Annotated in this window: 17 protein-coding genes; 9 read left to right on the top strand and 8 right to left on the bottom strand. The window is 68.9% G+C overall.

What is annotated here, in order from left to right; translation table 11 throughout:
* Window positions 1-125: 125 nt before the first annotated feature.
* Window positions 126-2,639 (top strand): glycoside hydrolase family 97 catalytic domain-containing protein, encoded by a 2,514-nt coding sequence (locus BM417_RS02905; RefSeq protein WP_218164302.1) that lies wholly within the window; start codon window positions 126-128, stop codon window positions 2,637-2,639.
* On the opposite strand, the gene BM417_RS02900 is transcribed toward BM417_RS02905, so the two are convergent.
* Window positions 2,636-2,824 carry an MbtH family protein gene (locus tag BM417_RS02900; protein ID WP_093588140.1) on the bottom strand — a complete coding sequence of 63 codons (189 nt, stop codon included), beginning with the start codon at window positions 2,822-2,824 and terminating at the stop codon, window positions 2,636-2,638. The genes BM417_RS02905 and BM417_RS02900 overlap by 4 nt on opposite strands.
* A gap of 111 nt (window positions 2,825-2,935) precedes the next feature.
* On the opposite strand from BM417_RS02900, the gene idi reads away from it, so the two are divergent.
* Window positions 2,936-3,514 carry an isopentenyl-diphosphate Delta-isomerase gene (gene idi, locus BM417_RS02895; RefSeq protein WP_093588564.1) on the top strand — a complete coding sequence of 193 codons (579 nt, stop codon included), beginning with the start codon at window positions 2,936-2,938 and terminating at the stop codon, window positions 3,512-3,514.
* Window positions 3,515-3,519: 5 nt separating this feature from the next.
* Here idi and cutA read toward each other — a convergent pair whose 3' ends face one another.
* Window positions 3,520-3,846: a divalent-cation tolerance protein CutA gene (gene cutA / locus BM417_RS02890; protein ID WP_218164301.1), complete on the bottom strand. Its 327-nt coding sequence runs from the start codon at window positions 3,844-3,846 to the stop codon at window positions 3,520-3,522.
* Between the two features lie 34 nt (window positions 3,847-3,880).
* On the bottom strand, window positions 3,881-4,429 hold the full coding sequence (locus BM417_RS02885; RefSeq protein ID WP_093588563.1) for a LysE/ArgO family amino acid transporter: 549 nt from the start codon (window positions 4,427-4,429) through the stop codon (window positions 3,881-3,883).
* 99 nt (window positions 4,430-4,528) lie between these two features.
* Here BM417_RS02885 and BM417_RS02880 point away from each other — a divergent pair, with 99 nt between their 5' ends.
* From BM417_RS02880 to BM417_RS02855, 6 genes are all read left to right on the top strand, one after another.
* Window positions 4,529-5,389, top strand: a complete 861-nt coding sequence (locus tag BM417_RS02880) for a LysR family transcriptional regulator ArgP (protein WP_093588562.1) — start codon at window positions 4,529-4,531, stop codon at window positions 5,387-5,389.
* Window positions 5,390-5,399: 10 nt separating this feature from the next.
* On the top strand, window positions 5,400-6,143 hold the full coding sequence (locus BM417_RS02875) for an SDR family NAD(P)-dependent oxidoreductase (protein WP_456085495.1): 744 nt from the start codon (window positions 5,400-5,402) through the stop codon (window positions 6,141-6,143).
* A gap of 81 nt (window positions 6,144-6,224) precedes the next feature.
* Window positions 6,225-6,932 carry a DUF998 domain-containing protein gene (locus BM417_RS02870; RefSeq protein ID WP_245821636.1) on the top strand — a complete coding sequence of 236 codons (708 nt, stop codon included), beginning with the start codon at window positions 6,225-6,227 and terminating at the stop codon, window positions 6,930-6,932.
* Window positions 6,857-7,267, top strand: a complete 411-nt coding sequence (locus tag BM417_RS02865; RefSeq protein WP_093588138.1) for a type III secretion system chaperone family protein — start codon at window positions 6,857-6,859, stop codon at window positions 7,265-7,267. Before BM417_RS02870 ends, BM417_RS02865 begins: the two co-directional genes overlap by 76 nt.
* A complete protein-coding gene (locus BM417_RS02860; RefSeq protein ID WP_093588137.1) occupies window positions 7,267-7,827 on the top strand; it encodes a TIGR03086 family metal-binding protein in 561 nt (186 codons plus the stop codon). Before BM417_RS02865 ends, BM417_RS02860 begins: the two co-directional genes overlap by 1 nt.
* A 16-nt stretch (window positions 7,828-7,843) precedes the next feature.
* The gene (locus BM417_RS02855; protein WP_143138471.1) at window positions 7,844-8,182 is read left to right on the top strand and encodes a condensation domain-containing protein; all 339 of its coding nucleotides are present in this window, start codon (window positions 7,844-7,846) and stop codon (window positions 8,180-8,182) included.
* On the opposite strand, the gene BM417_RS02850 is transcribed toward BM417_RS02855, so the two are convergent.
* Genes BM417_RS02850 through BM417_RS02835 form a run of 4 tightly spaced genes read right to left on the bottom strand, consistent with a single transcriptional unit; the run spans window position 8,175 to window position 12,217 of the window.
* A complete protein-coding gene (locus tag BM417_RS02850; RefSeq protein WP_093588135.1) occupies window positions 8,175-8,873 on the bottom strand; it encodes a class I SAM-dependent methyltransferase in 699 nt (232 codons plus the stop codon). The genes BM417_RS02855 and BM417_RS02850 overlap by 8 nt on opposite strands.
* Window positions 8,866-9,546 carry a DUF3800 domain-containing protein gene (locus BM417_RS02845; protein ID WP_093588134.1) on the bottom strand — a complete coding sequence of 227 codons (681 nt, stop codon included), beginning with the start codon at window positions 9,544-9,546 and terminating at the stop codon, window positions 8,866-8,868. Before BM417_RS02845 ends, BM417_RS02850 begins: the two co-directional genes overlap by 8 nt.
* Complete coding sequence (locus BM417_RS02840) at window positions 9,546-11,159, bottom strand: vWA domain-containing protein (protein WP_093588133.1); 1,614 nt, start codon at window positions 11,157-11,159, stop codon at window positions 9,546-9,548. Before BM417_RS02840 ends, BM417_RS02845 begins: the two co-directional genes overlap by 1 nt.
* Window positions 11,156-12,217 carry an ATP-binding protein gene (locus tag BM417_RS02835; RefSeq protein ID WP_177320245.1) on the bottom strand — a complete coding sequence of 354 codons (1,062 nt, stop codon included), beginning with the start codon at window positions 12,215-12,217 and terminating at the stop codon, window positions 11,156-11,158. The genes BM417_RS02840 and BM417_RS02835 overlap by 4 nt, the downstream gene beginning before the upstream one ends.
* Window positions 12,218-12,375: 158 nt before the next feature.
* Here BM417_RS02835 and BM417_RS02830 point away from each other — a divergent pair, with 158 nt between their 5' ends.
* Window positions 12,376-14,061 carry a cellulase family glycosylhydrolase gene (locus BM417_RS02830; RefSeq protein WP_093588132.1) on the top strand — a complete coding sequence of 562 codons (1,686 nt, stop codon included), beginning with the start codon at window positions 12,376-12,378 and terminating at the stop codon, window positions 14,059-14,061.
* A 40-nt stretch (window positions 14,062-14,101) separates the two neighbouring features.
* Here the strand turns inward: BM417_RS02830 and BM417_RS02825 are convergent, their stop codons facing one another.
* Window positions 14,102-15,580, bottom strand: a complete 1,479-nt coding sequence (locus BM417_RS02825) for a glutamate--cysteine ligase family protein (RefSeq protein WP_093588131.1) — start codon at window positions 15,578-15,580, stop codon at window positions 14,102-14,104.
* Window positions 15,581-15,590 lie beyond the last annotated feature (10 nt).

Raw genomic sequence — 15,590 nt, 5'->3', positions numbered from 1 at the left:
TCACCGCCAGTCAATAGTTGTCATGGTTGTTACATCCCTTGACTCGGATGAAATGCCCGGCATAGCGTCCGGGTCGAGGGATGTTCTTCCGGTGACCGCCGCCCCGGATCACGAGGGGAGTGTCCGTGGCGGTGAGAACGCTTGCTGTCGTCGCGCTGGCGTTGGGGCTGGTCGTACCACCCGCACAGGCGGGTGTTGAGGGCCCGCGGGCTGTTGTCGAAGTCTCCGGTGGTGCCGTCACCCTCGCGGTGACGCATCGAGGCAGGACCGTCGTGCGGCCGTCGCCGGTCGGGATCATGACCGAGCGCGCCGACCTGTCCGCCGGCCTTTCGTTGTCCGGCAAGTCACGCCGGGCGATCTTCGAGCACTACCGCACGACGTCCGGCAAGAAGCGGGACCGGGTCGTGCGCGCCACCGAGACCACCTACCGGTTCACGTCCGCTGCCGGCGAGCTTGGCCTTGTGGTGCGCGAATCTCCTGATGGCGTCGCGTATCGGTACGAGCTGCCGCGGAGTTATGGTGCGGTGACCGGTGAGGCCTCTGCCTTCGTGCTGCCCGCCGATTCGGTGGCGTGGCTCGCGAAGTACCGGCGTGACTACGAGAACCCGTTCCTCCAGACCACCGCAGGCTCCGCCGAGCAGGCCGAGTACATGCACCCGGCGCTGTTCGAGGTCGGCGGTTCGTACGCGTTGATCACCGAGTCCGATGTGGACGGACGCTACTCCGGCGGGCGCCTCGTGCACGTCGGTGGCGGCCGGTACCAGGTCAAGCTGTGGGACCCTTCGGTCTCGGTGTCCGGCGCTCTGAAGACGCCGTGGCGCACGATGATCGTCGGCTCGCTGGCCACCGTGGTCGAGTCGACGCTGGTGGACGACCTGGCGCCGGCCTCGCGGGTGCGCGACACGTCGTGGATCAAGCCCGGTCCCGCGGTGTGGTCCTGGCTCGCCGGTGGCCGTTCCGTGCAGCAGGACCTGGTGCGGCAGAAGGAGTTCGTGGACTACGCGGCCGCGCGCGGCTGGCCGTACGTCGTGGTCGACGCGGGCTGGTACGACGACCCGAACTGGCGGCAGACCAGCTTCATCCCCGAGCTCGTGCGGTATGCCTCGGCGCGGGGCGTCGGCATCCACACCTGGGTGCGGTTCAGCAGCGTCGACACCGCCGAGAAGCGCGCGGACTACCTGCCGTGGCTGCACCGCTGGGGAGTGCGCGGCCTGAAGATCGACTTCATGGACTCCGACGGCCAGGAGCGCTACCGCTGGTACGACGAGATCCTGCCCGAGACCGCCCGAATGCACTTCCTGGTCAACTTCCACGGCGCCACGCTGCCGCACGGCGTCCACCGCACCTGGCCGCACGTCATGACGACCGAGGCCGTGCACGGTGCCGAGAAGTCCAGCGGCCTCACCACGGGCCACCTGACCGCATTGCCGTTCACCCGCAACGTGGTGGGCGGCATGGACTACACGCCCGGCGGCTTCCACCGGGCCCGTGCCAACACCGACGGCGGCGAACTGGCGTTGTCGGTGCTGTACGAGTCGGGCGTCCAGAACCTCGCCGGGCGCCCGGACTCCTACGACGCCCGCCCGTTGGCGCGCTGGTTCCTGGAGCAGGCGCCGGCGGCGTGGGACGAGACCCGGCTGCTGTCCGGGCGTCCCACCGAAAGCGTGGTGATGGCGCGGCGTTCGGGTGACCGGTGGTTCGTCGGCGGGGCCGTGGCGGGGGAGGCCCGTGTGCTGGACCTGCCTGCTTTGGGCGCCGGGCGTTGGCTGGTCGAGGTCGTGCGCGACGGTGCTGCCGGTCTGGTCAAGGAAACCCATGTCACTTCGGAAAAGCTGACCATTCCGGTGGCTCGGGACGGCGGCTTCGTCGCGCTGGTCTGCCGTCCTGCGCGTGGTACCTGTGCCCGGCCTACCGGTGGCGTTCCGTCGACCTCTGTCGCTGTCTCGCCCTCGGAGGTGTCCGTGCAGCCGGGACAGGCGTTCGAGATGAGCGGCACGTTCACCAACACCTCGGACCGGTCGCTGCACGGCGTGACGTTCGCGCCGCGCGTGCCGTCCGGCTGGGACGTTTCCCCGGCGGTGAGGGTGTCGCGGGTCGCGCCGGGGGCGTCGGTGCACGGCCGGTGGACCGTGACGGTCGGCGCGAACCCTGTTGTGGGACTGACAGAGGTGCCTTTGGTGGCGCGGTTCGCCGGTGCCGAGGCCGAGAAGGCGACGCGCGCCCACGTGTGGAAACCGTTGCCGTCCGGCCAGATCTACGTCGCCGGCAACGACCGTTCCGTCGAGGGCAGGACGTTGACCACCGGCGGCGTGCGGTTCGGCAAGGGCATCGGCACCACACCCGCGGACAGGACGGTCGAACTCGGGACGTGCTCCCGGTTCGACGCGACCGTGGGCGTGGACGACGAGGTCGACGGCCGAGTGGACCGCGCGGCCGGCGTCGGCGGCACGGTGACGTTCGAAGTGCTGGGCGACGGCCGCGTGCTGCACGCGAGCCCGCTACGCCGGTCCGTGGACCCGGCGCTGCCCATCAGCGTTGACGTAGGTGGGGTGAAGGCGTTGACGCTGCGGGTGACCGACGGCGGCGACGGCACGAGCCTCGACAACGCTGTGTGGGGTGACGCGCGGCTGACCTGCTAGGCAGCCAGCGGAAGGTCGTTGCGGAGCGTCTGGACGTAGTCCTCGCAGGACTGGCGGCAGGCGACTCCGTGGACGACCTGCCACCCTGCGGGTACCTGGAGCACCGCGGGCCAGATCGAGTACTGGCCCGCCGGGCTGACCAGCACCAGGAACATGGTGTGAGCCTGAGCGAACGGGGAAGTCATGCCCCCAGGGTGACCTGCGCCACCTATGGTCCGGCTATCTCTACGCTCAAGCTCACTCGTCCGCGTGGTTCCCGATCTTGGCCCGCGTGTGATTACGTGGTGCCCGTGACTGTGGAACAGGTGGTCCTCCTGGCCGAGGACGGTTCGGCCATCGGCGTCGAGGACAAGGCAGCGGTGCACCACGCGGACACCCCGCTGCACCTGGCGTTCTCCAGCTACGTCTTCGACTCGGCGGGCAACACGATCCTCACCCGCCGCGCCCTGCACAAGAAGACCTTCCCGGGCCTGTGGACCAACACCTGCTGCGGCCATCCCTTGCCGGAAGAGGACATGGCGCAGGCCGTGCTGCGCCGCCTGCGGGACGAGCTCGGCATGAAGACCCCCGACCCCGAGCTGTTGTTGCCGGCCTTCCGCTACCGCGCCGAGATGGACGGCGTCGTCGAGAACGAGATGTGCCCGGTGTTCCGCGTGCTGTCCGACGACGAGCCGGTGCCGAACCCGGACGAGGTCGACTCGACCGAACGGGTGGCGTGGGCGGACTACGCGTCCGGTGTGCTGGACGGGACGCGCGCGGTGTCGCCTTGGTCCCGGCTGCAGGTCGCCGAGTTGGTGAAGCTGGGGCCGGATCCGCTGGCGTGGCCGGTGGCTGGCCGGGCCGGGCTCCCGAAGGCCGTGCGGCTCGGGTTCTGACAGGGCTAGTCCGCCGGTTCAACCGTTCGTTTCAACCATCCGAAGTAGGCGTCGGTTGCTCCGACGATCTCCACTGCGGTGAGCTCCGGGTTCTCCCACGGATGCTCGGAGAGCAGATGGTCGCGTAGCGCCGGGAAGCGAGCAGCCGTGGTCTTCAAGACCACCTGCCACTCCTGCCCGGTTCCGAGCTCGCCGAGATGCCAGTAGATCGAGGTGGCGGGGCCGAGCACCTGAGCGCTGGCCGCAAGTCGCGCCGCGACAGCGGATCGCGCGAGGCGCACGGCGACTTCCTGACTATCGGCGACCGTCGTGACCTGAAGGTAGTCAGACACCCTTCGGAGCATAGCCACGCTCTGCCCGTGCTGATCACCACCCGGCGATCAGGGTCACCCCGAGGGTGATCATCACGGCCGCGATCAGGCCGTCCAGCACCCGCCACGCGCGGGGCTTCGCGAACAACGGGCCCAGCAGCCGTGCGCCGTACCCGAGCGCGACGAACCACGTGATGCTCGCGGTGACCGCGCCGACGCCGAACAGCCAGCGGCTGGCCGCGATCGAGCCGAGCAGCAGGAGCGTGTCGAGGTAGACGTGCGGGTTGAGCCACGTCAGCGCCAGCGCGGTCAGGACGGGACGGGTGTTCGTGCCTTCGCTCGCCTGAAGCGCTGACGGGTGGAAAGCCCGGCGTGCTGCCAGGAAACCGTAGCCCAGCAGGAAAAGGCCGCCCGCGATCGCCGCGATCGTGATCGCCGCCGGGAACCTCTTCACGATCGCCCCGAACCCGGCGACGCCCACCGCGACCAGGATCGCGTCCGAGAGGGCGCAGACGGCGACGACCTTGGCGACCGCGTGTCGTCGAAGTCCTTGGCGCAGCACGAAAGCGTTCTGTGCGCCGATCGCGACGATCAGGGTCATCATGGTGCCGAAGCCGAGCAGCAGGTCTGTCACGCGGTCCACGCTATTGACGCCGTCTTGATGAGGCCAGCTACAGATTCTTACGTATCATTAGCAGCTGTGATGGATCTGGAGCTGGTGCGCACGCTGCTCGCCGTCGTGGACGCGGGCACGTTCGACGCGGCCGCCGCCGCACTGCACGTCACGCCTTCCGCTGTCTCGCAACGCATCAAAGCCCTGGAACAGCGGACCGGCCGCGTGTTGCTGGTGCGGGCGCGCCCGGTGCGGCTGACGCCGTCCGGTGAGGTGATCGTCCGCTACGGTCGGCAACTGCTCGCGCTGGACCAGGACCTCGACGCGGCGCTGGGCGAGGACGCCGTCGTGCGGGTGCCGATCGCGGTGAACGCCGACTCGCTCGCCACGTGGTTCCTGCCCGCTTTGCAACGGGTTTCGCCGTCGCTGCGGATCTCGTTCGACCTGCACCGCGAGGACCAGGACCACACGACGGCGTTGCTGCGGCAGGGACTGGTGATGGCGGCGGTGACGTCCTCGCGTGAGCCGGTCGCGGGGTGCTCGGTGACCAAGCTGGGGGAGATCCGTTACGCGGCAATGGCATCGCAGCCGTACGTGGACAGGCATGAGGACGGCCCGCTGAAGTCGTGGCTGCCGGACGCGCCCGTGGTCGTGTTCGACCGCAACGACGACTTGCAGGACCGGTTCGTGCGCACGCTCACCCGCGGCCGCGGCGCCTCGGAGCACCGTCACTACGTGCCGTCGTCCGAGGTGTACGTGCGGACGATCGTGGCGGGACTCGGCTGGGGAATGGTTCCGCCGCAACAGCTTCAGGACGGCCTGGTCGACCTCGCGCCGGGCCGCACCATCTCCGTGCCGCTGTACTGGCAGCAGTGGAAGCTCGACTCGCCGGCGCTGAACGCCGTGGCCGAGGCCGTCGCGGAAGAGGCGAGCGTCGCCCTGCGGAGCTAGCCTCGACGCCATGACCGGCGAACCGATGAACCTCGACGGGAAGACCGCAGTCATCTACGGCGGCGCGGGCAACGTGGGCGGCGCGATCGCGGCGGCGTTCAAAAACGCCGGTGCCGACGTGCACCTGGCCGGCCGCACCGAGGCGACGCTCAAGGCGAAGGCCGACGAGCTCCAAGCCCGCTACGCCGTGGTCGACGCGCTGGACGAGGAGGCCGTGGACCGGCACGCCGCCACGCTCGAACGGATCGACATCTCCGTCAACGTCACCACCGACAACGACGTCCAGGGCACGCCGATGGTCGAGATGAGCGTCGAGGACTACCTCAGTCCGGTCGTGTCGGCGGTCCGGTCGAAGTTCCTCACGGCGCGGGCGGCGGCGCGGCACATGACCTGGCAGGGCGGTGGCGTCATCCTGTTCTTCGGCGGCACCGGTGAGCCGTCGGCGCACCGGAAGTGGCAGCTCGGCGGCCTGCTCGCGGCGTTCGACGCGGTCGAGTCGATGCGCCGTCAGCTCGCGGCCGAGCTCGGGCCGCACGGCGTCCGGGTGGTGACGCTGCAGACCGGCGGCATCCCCGAGTCGGTGCCGCTGGAGCATCGGGCGCCGATCGAGGAGGACATCGTCGGCGACACGCTGCTCGGCCGGGCGGCGACGCTGGAGGACGTCGGCAGGGCGGCCGTGTTCGCGGCCTCGGACTGGGGGCGCACCATCACCGGATCGCAGGTCAACATCACCTGCGGCAGCGTCCTGAGCTGAATCCTGTTGAAACCCTGGGTGCGAGCTGTCGGGTTCCTGAACCCAGGAACCCAGCGGTCCAGGACAGGCGTTGTCCGTTATGTGCTGATACCTCGACTAGCCGCCACCGGCGGTTCACTCGCCGTCGTCGCGACGGTGGCCATGGTCGGCCTGCTCGACCTGACCGTCGGCCCGCTGCGCCGCACGATCAGCGAGTACGCGCTGGGCGACTACCGGACGGTCTTCGACATCGCCGTGGTGTCGCTGGCCGTGGGCTCGCTCGCCATCCTCGCCGTTCTGGTCCACAAAGGACTGACGAAGTGGCGCTCGGGAGGCGCGATCTCGCTGATCCTGTGGTCGACGGGATTGTTCCTCGTGGTGGCGTTCCCCAAGACGAACTGGGCCATGGGCACCAACGAGCTCAGCGGCAGCATTCACCGGTTCGGCAGCATGATCGCGTTCGTCAGCCTGCCGATCGCCGTCATCCTGCTGGCGCGGCCGTGGCTGCGGGACCACGTGTGGGGCAAACATGCAAAATGGACCATGGCGTCCGGTTTGTTGAGTGTTGTCGCATTCATGCCGATCCTCTACGCCATTGTGATGGGCATGGCGTCCGACGTTCGGTGGTGGCGCGTGTTCCCGTTGGGCTACATAGAGAGGATCTTGCTCGCTGCCGAGGTGGCGGCTGTTCTGGTTGTCGGGCTGTGGGCCATCGCGGCAAGTAGGGTTGCGCCATGGCGAGTTGGGGAGACCTCGCGGACTACGTCCGCGCCGAGTACGACGTCATCCACGACGAGGACGAGGAGCTGAGGATCCTCTTCACCTTCGGGGACGTGGAGGAGGACGAGGACGACCGGACGCAGGTCGTGATCATCGTCAGGGAAGTGCTCGACAAGATGCACGAATGGGTGCAGATCGCGTCCCCGTGCGGGCTGGCCAAGGACGTGGACCTCCACGCGGTGCTGGCGGAGGTGGGCAACTCGACCGTCGCGTGCGGCCTCGCGATCATGGGGGAGCACGTCGTGGTCCGGCACTCGTTGCCGCTCAAGGATCTCGACATCCACGAGTTCACCGATCCGCTCCAGCTTCTCGCCGGTACCGCCGACACGCTCGAGGAACAGTTCTGGGGAGGCGACGGCTACTGATGTTCGACCTGACTCCCGCGGCCGAGCGGCTCGCGGGCCTGGTGCGCAACGTGACGGACGGCGATCTGTTGGCGCCGACCCCGTGTCCCGCCTACACGGTCGGCGACCTGCTCGACCACGTGAACGGCCTGTCGGTGGCGTTCACGATGGCGGCGACGAAGACCCCGCTGGAAGGCTCGGGCTCCGGTGACGCGGCCCGGCTGCCGCTCGACTTCCGCGAGTCCGTGCCGGCGAGGCTCGAGGAACTGGCGAAGGCCTGGCGTTCACCCGAGGCCTGGGACGGCATGACCCGCGCCGGTGGCGTCGACCTGCCCGGCCAGGTCGCCGGTGCCGTGGCGCTGGACGAGATCGTGCTGCACGGCTGGGATCTCGCCAAGGCGACCGGGCAGCCGTTCGAGGTCGAGGAAGGCCTGCTCCAGGTCGTTCACGGCTTCGTGTCGTCGATCGGACCGGACGACCGCGACGGCTCGCTCTTCGGAGCCGCGGTGGAGGTCGACTCGAACGCGCCACTGCTCGACCGTGTCCTGGGACTCAGTGGGCGGAACCCCGGCTGGGCCTAGGTTAGGCTCTCCTAACGTGAGGGCCATTACGGTGCAGGTTCGGGCAGGGCTGGGCGTGGGACGTCTCGCCGCCGCCATGGATTCCCTGGTGGAACTGCATCCTGAGCTGTGTCGTTCCGGCTTCGCGCATCACGAGGTCGCGGACCCCGTGGCCGCCACCCCCGCCGCCCTCGTGGAGGCGGAGGCGGGGCTCGACCTTCAGACCGGCGTCCTGATGCACGTGGTGTGGCTCGACGCCGGCCCCGCGCACTCCGGCCGGATGGTGCTGGTGCTGCACGACATCGTGGCCGACCGGCTGCCGCGCGTCCTGCCGTGGCTGGTGCGGGCCTGGAAGCAGCCCGCGCTGGTCAGTTGACCCTGCGCGCCACGAACACGTGCTCGCGGCCTGGCCGGTCGGGTGCGTCGCGCACGTCGACGACCTCGAAGCCGCAGCGCGTCAGGCTCTGCTCGATCTCGGGACGCGACCGGAACCGCAGCGTCGAGTCCGAGGAGATCACCGAGCCGTCCGGGAACTGGTAGGTGTGCCGGAACGACACGAACGGCAGGCTCACGTTGAGCAGTTCGAGCTGCTCGCGCACCCCGACCAGCACCCGCGGCTTCGCTCGCGACCAGTCCTCCCAGGCCCGGTGCTCCGGGCGGCGCGTCTCGAACACGAAGTGCCCGCCGGGCTTCAAGGCCCGGCGCACGCCGCGCAGCGTGGCCTCCCAGTCGTCACCGAGGAACACCTGTGCCACGTTCCCGGTCATCGTCGCGAGGTCGACCGACAACGCGGGCAGCGTGGTCGCGTCGCCGTGGATCCAGGTGACCCTGGACTCCTTGGCGCGTGCGATCTCCAGCGACGCCAGCGCCGGATCGACCCCGACGACGGTCCGGCCGGACGACGCCAGCATCACCGCCAGGCTGCCCGTCCCGCATCCGACGTCGAGCACGCTCGCCGCCTCCAGTTCGGCCGCGATGCCGAGGTACAGGTTCAGGTCCACGCGCGGCCCGTCGAAGGCGTCGTAGAGCCGAGCCAGTCTCGGGTCGGCGAAAATAGCGTCAGGCATGCCACATCCTAGGTCCGACTACGAAGGGCATCAGCAACTCGATCACCTCGCGGTCAGGTCGTCCGTTGAGTTCTTCCTCGGCGACCCGTCGCGCGATTCCGGCCAGGAAGTCGGCAACCTGCACGCGGGCGTCGTACTGCGAGTCGACCAGCGTCAGGCTTTGCAGCCGTGGCGCGAGTTTCTTGAGCTGCCGGATCCGTCCATCGGTGAGCGACAGCTGCTGGTCGTGCACGATCGACACCGGCCCGCCCCCCGAAGTCTGCCACTGAGCCACGGCGCGCAGGATGGCGGGGAACAGTGGGTCGAGATTCCCGCGCGGGCCACGGGCCCGCAGCAGGTCGTTGTACAGCTCCAGCGGCCCCGTCACACCACCGAACTCAGCACGTACCCGCGAGGCCAGGTACCGCCGTTTGTCCACGAGCTGAACGCGCGCCCTGCCCACCAATGGGCCGTCCGGCCCCAGGAACCACAGCAGCACCCAACGGTTCTTCTGCCGCAGCAGGTGGTTCGCCTTGTACTCCAGCGCGGGCGACTTGATCATCTCCCGCAGCGTCTCGACGCACCCCGACGCCTCCTCGTGAGAGAGCAGCACGCCGGCGTGGGCGAAGACCGCGGTGACCCCGCCGACGAGCTTCTCGCCCTCGGACCCCGACTCGTCGCAGGCGATCTCCATCAGGACATCCGGAAGACCGGGCCGCGAGCGCGGAACGGCAGGTGCGCGCCCGCCGGGATCAGGAACGCGTGCTCGCGCCGGATCCGCAGCACGTCGCACCCGGCGTCGGTGATGATCAGGATCGGACCGGCCTCGGGGAAGTCGGAGGCGCGTTCGAGCAGGTCGACGCCGGGCTGCAGCACCGTTCCGCCGCGCCCGCGCACCGACACCCGGCCCGCGATGTCCTCGACGGGCACATATCCAGCGTCATATGCCATCGCATCACAGAAAACCACGCGTGCGGCGGGCACGTCACGTGCCGCGGCATAAGAAGCGATCGCGCCGAGAGCCTTGCCCAGCAACCGGGGGTCCATCGAGCCGGACGTGTCGAGCACGACGCCGAACGTCGACCGCGACTCCAGCGACTCCGGCCGCGCCCAGCCGGGCCGCGGAATGTCCGGAGTGGACGCTTGCCGCCGCGACGCGCGGGCGTAGGTGCGGCGCTTCTCCACAGCCGGAACGAACTCCCCGAACCACCGCGCCAGCTGCGCGTCCCACGACAGCGGCGGGTGCTCCAGCGCCCGGATCTCCTCGACCAGTCCGGCGGGCAGGAGTCCGCGCGACGACGTGTGATAGCTCAGCCCCGTCAGCAACGCCCGCCGGTAGAACTCGTCCAGATCGGCCACGTCCGAAGGCCCGCGCAGAGGTTCCCCGAGCAGATCACCCTGATGGTTGCCGCGCAACGTGAGCAGCTTGCGGTACCGCCGCAGGTCCACCGCGATCCGGTCGTAGACGGACTCCGCCGAGAGGCCGCGCAGCTCGGGGTCGTGCAGGACCCCGGAAGGCGGGGAGCCGACACCCATCTCGACCAGCCAGCCGTTCACCACGAAGTCGGCGGCGATGTTCCACAGGTACGGGTCCCGCCCGCCGACCCGGTCGCAGTGGCGGAGAGCGGCGTGCAGCATCTCGTGCGCGAGCACGAACCGCCATTCGGGTTTCGTCAATCCCGCCAACGGGTTCACGTAGATCTCGGCCGAGGCCGCGGACACCGCCGCGATCGAGATGTCCCAGCCCCGCGCCAGTTCCGCGTCCGCCACGACCGTCATGGTCGACGCCAGCGCGCCCAGCAGCGGGTAGTTCGACACGAACCAGCTCAGCGCGAGGTCCCACTCGCTGCGCACCGGCCGCGAGTCGGACAACGACGACCGCGCGCCGCCCGCCACGTCGATCGCGGCCACGGCGGCGTTGGACAGTCCGGCGGCGAACCGATCGGCCCAGCGCTTCGGGTCCTTGGCCGGTCCGCCGCGCACGCACCGGCCCGGCTCCCACGAGAACGGGCGGGTGCCGAGCCGGATCGCGGGCTGGAAGTCCAGCACCTCGTCGCACGAGCCGGTGCCGAAACCCAGGTGCAGCAGGCAATGCGCGAACACCCACACCCATTCGGCCTCACCGGCCTTGCGTGTCGGATGCGCGCGCATCGACCCGTCCAGCGAAATGTCCGCCCACGGGTGATCCGAGCTCCGGCTCTCGTAGCTGCTCAACGGCGCGAACAGCGGATGCAGCCGGATCTGCGCGCGTGCGGCCTCGAAGTCCAGCGCGGCCTGGTCGACGAAAGCCTTCCCGCGCTTGCTCATGCGCGTGCGGCCACCAGTCGGGGCAGGTCGCGGGTGACCTCGACGAGGAACCACGCGGGCAGCACGGGATTGCCGTCGTCGTCGGCCGCGATCACCATCTGCGCGATCTCCAGCGACAGCTCGGCCAGCTCCAGCAGCAGCGCCTTGCCCCGGTGCGCCAGCTGCTTGCCCGCCGCCGGCGCGTGCGCCTTGTCGTGCGGCAGCTCCTTCACCAGCCGCGCGCGGAACGCCTCGGCCAGGAAGTACAGCAGGTCCCGGTCCTGGGGAGCGGACGGCCAGCAGGCGTCACCGCGCAGCACGGCCTCCAGCCCGTACGCGTGCCGCACGGTCTTCACGTACGCCTTGAACATCGACGCGTGGTTCGCGGTGACCGTGCCGAACGCCAGCACCTCCAGCAGGTCGTCGGAGATGTCGTCGCCGAACGAGTGCAGCGCGTCGGAGAGCATGTGCCAGCCGCGCGGCGTGGAGAACGACTCCTCGACCTTCGGCGCCGCGCTCCACAGGTGGTCCGGGCGCTGCGTCAGGTACTCCAGCACCCACGGGTGGATGTTACTCTCACGCGCCCACGTCAGCCAGTCGCGAGCGGACGCCGTGAGGTGCACGTGGATCATGCGGTTCACGAGTGCGGACGCCATCGGGCGCGCCAGGGCGTTGTCGACCGCCCGGTTGCCGGCGCCGATCACGATCGAGCCCTTCGGCAGCTCGTAGGAGCCGATGCGCCGGTCGAGGATCAACGAGTAGAACGCCTTCTGCACCTCGGGGGAGCTCGCGTTCAGCTCGTCGAGGAACAGGCAGTACGGGTCGTGCCGCGCGATGGACTCCGGCGGGGCGAACCGGGAACGGCCACCGACCAGTTCCGGAACTCCGATGAGGTCCTCCGGCGCGAGCTGCGTGCCCAGCAGCGTCACGCACTCCAGGCCCAGCTCGGCGGCGAACTTGCGGACGAGTGAGGACTTGCCGATACCCGGTGCTCCCCACAGGAAGACCGGCCGGACGACGGCGACGTGCAGCAGCACCTCCGGGAGCTGCGCTGGGGTCACGGTGACTTTGGATCGCATCAGGTGGTTGAGGATGCCTCATCCCTCTTGTTCCGGTCGCCCGAATTTGTTGACAGGAGCAGTGGTCTAGTGCTGTGATTCAAGCCACCACTGATAGGAAACCTTCTTAACTAAATCGCCGCCGCGCCCTGCTGTCCCCCTTACACAGGAGGCACCCTGTGGCCAGATCCCTGTTCCTGGTCGTACCAGCAGCTCTCGCAGTCGCTGTTGCTCCGGCCGTCGCCGTCGCCGCCCCGGTCCAGTACCAGGCGGAGAGCGCGACGATCTCCAACGGCCTCGTCGAGTCCAACCACGCCGGCTTCACCGGCTCGGGCTTCGTCAACTACGACAACGAGGTCGGCAGCTCCGTCGAGTTCACGGTGAACGCGGGCACCGCCGGTCCGGCGGCACTCACGTTCCGGTTCGCCAACGGCACCACGACGAACCGCCCGATGAACATCTCGGTCAACGGCACCGTGGTGGCGTCGAACCTGTCGTTCCCGGCCACCGGCGCGTGGACCACGTGGACGACCAAGTCCACGACAGTCACCCTCGCGGCGGGTACCAACACGATCAAGACGGTCGCGACGACGGCGAACGGCGGCCCGAACCTGGACCGCATCGACGTCGACGCCCAGTCGGGCACGCCGGACACCGTGGCTCCCTCGGTGCCGGGCAACCTGCGCTCGACGGGCACCACGTCGTCCTCGGTGTCGCTGGCGTGGAACGCGTCCACCGACAACGTGGGCGTCGCCGCGTACGTCCTGTCCAACGGGCAGACCGCGACCGGCACCACGCACACCGTGACCGGCCTGACGCCGGACACCGCGTACACCTTCACCGTGCAGGCGCGCGACGCGGCGGGCAACCTGTCCGGCGCCTCGAACTCCATCTCGGTGCGCACGCAGCCGGGCACGCCCGGCGGCACCAGGCCGCACGACATCAACGGCCTTCTGCGCGTGTGCGGTGTGCAGCTGTGCAACCAGTACGGCAACCCGATCCAGCTGCGCGGCATGAGCACGCACGGCATCCAGTGGTACCACCAGTGCGCGAAGTCCCAGTGGTGGGACGCGCTGGTGAACGACTGGAACGCGGACTTCATCCGCGTCGCCATGTACATCCAGGAGGACGGTTACGAGACCGACCCCCGCAAGTTCACCGACATGATGCACGGCTACATCGAGGAAGCCACGCGTCGCGGCATCTACGTCCTCGTGGACTGGCACCAGCTCTCGCCCGGTGACCCGAACTACAACCTGTCCCGCGCCAAGACGTTCTTCACGGAGATCGCCAACCGGCACAAGGACAAGACGAACATCATCTACGACATCGCCAACGAGCCCAACGGCACGTCGTGGGCGAGGGTCAAGTCCTACGCCGAGCAGATGATCCCGGTCATCCGCAACATCGACCCGGACAGCCTCATCGTCTCGGGCACGAACGGCTGGTCGACGTTCGGCCACTCCGACGGCGAGGACCCGTCGGTGGTGCTGAACAACAAGGTCAACGCGACCAACTTCATGTACTCGTTCCACTTCTACGCCAACTCGCACAAGCAGGCGTACATCGACGTCCTGAACCGCGTCTCCAGCGCTGTTCCGGTGTTCGTGACCGAGTTCGGCACGCAGACGGCGTCCGGCGGCGGCTCGAACGACTTCACGACGTCGCAGAAGTACATCGACCTGATGGCCCAGAAGAAGATCTCGTGGGCCAACTGGAACTACTCCGACGACGGTCTGTCGGGTGCGGTGTTCAAGACGGGCACCTGCTCCGGCACGAACTTCTCGGGTACCGGTGTGCTGAAGGAAGCGGGCGTGTGGGTGCGCGAGCGCATCCGTACGCCTGACAACTTCCCAACCAGCTGAACGAAGGGGGTGTAGCCGCTTGCGGCTACACCCCCTTCTTCTACGTCAACGGCCAGGTGTGCACAGGTTCGTTGGCGTGCATCAGGTCCACGTAGGTCCGGAGCATCGTGCGCAGCGCGTCCGACCGGTCCATGTGCGTGTGGTCGTAGTGCCGGTGGAACTCCCGGGCCTGCCAGGTCGCCCCGTTCACGCCACTCAGGCACCGCTGCTCGATGACGCCCAGTAAACGGTCGCGCTCGGCCGAGTCGACGCCCCACCGGATCAGTCCCTCGTGCGCGAGCGGCAACAACCGGCGCAGCACCAGCTCGACCACCGGCACGGTGCCGACGCCGGGCCAGTACATCTGCGCGTCCATGCCGTTGCGCGAGGCGGCGTTGAAGTTCTCCTCCGCCGCCTGGAAGCTCATCTGCGACCACAGTGGACGTTCGTCCTCGGCCAGGGCGCGCACCAGACCGAAGTACAGCGCGGCGTTGGCCAGGGTGTCCACGACGGTCGGCCCGGCCGGCAGGACGCGGTTCTCGACGCGCAGGTGCGGACGGTCGCGGACCACGTCGTACACGGGCCGGTTCCAGCGGTAGATGGTGCCGTTGTGCAGCTTCAGCTCGCTCAGGGTGGGCGTGTCGCCCTTGTCGAGCACGGCCAGCGGGTCCTCGTCGTCGCAGATCGGCAGCAACGCGGGGAAGTAGCGGACGTTCTCCTCGAACAGGTCGAAGATCGAGTTGATCCACCGCTCGCCGAACCACACGCGCGGCCGCACGCCCTGGGCCTTGAGCTCGTCGCCGCGGGTGTCGGTGGCCTGCTGGAACAGCGCGATGCGGGTCTCGCGCCACAGCTCCTTGCCGAGGAAGAACGGCGAGTTGGCGCCGACCGCGACCTGCACGCCCGCGATGGCCTGGGCGGCGTTCCAGTAGGCGGGGAACTGCTCCGGCGACACCTGGAGGTGCAGCTGCGTGCTCGTGCAGGCGGCCTCGGGGACGATCGAGCTGGCCGTGAGGTGCAGCCGCTCGACGCCGTCGATGGAGATCTGGAGGTCCTCGCCCCGCGCGGCCAGCACCTGCTCGTTGAGCAACGCGTAGCGCGGGTTGCCGGAGAGCAGCTCGGGGGAGATGTCCTTGGTGCGCAGGGTCGGCAGGATGCCGTTGATGACCATGTGCGCGCCGACCGCGCGGGCCTTCTCCTCGGCGGAGTTCAGGCTGCGGCGGACGGTCTCCTCGAACGACGTGATGCCGCCGCCCGCGAGCCGGCGCGGGGCCACGTTGATCTCGATGTTCCACTGGCCCAGCTCGGTCACGAAGTCCGGGTCGTCGATGACGTCCAGGGCCTCGTGGTTCTTCATCGCCGGATCGCAGTTCTCGTCGATGAGGTTGATCTCGATCTCCAGGCCGGTCATCGGCCTTTCGAAGTCGAAGCGCGCTTCACGCAGCATCCGTGCGAACACGTCGAGGCAACGCCGCACCTTGGTGCGGTACCGCGTGCGGTCCTCGCGCGTGAACTCGTGCTTCGCGACGTCCTCGCCCATGGTGGCCTCC

The sequence above is a fragment of the Lentzea waywayandensis genome (assembly GCF_900115955.1).
Taxonomy (GTDB): domain Bacteria; phylum Actinomycetota; class Actinomycetes; order Mycobacteriales; family Pseudonocardiaceae; genus Lentzea; species Lentzea waywayandensis.
This window is presented reverse-complemented; position numbering and strand designations above follow the sequence as displayed.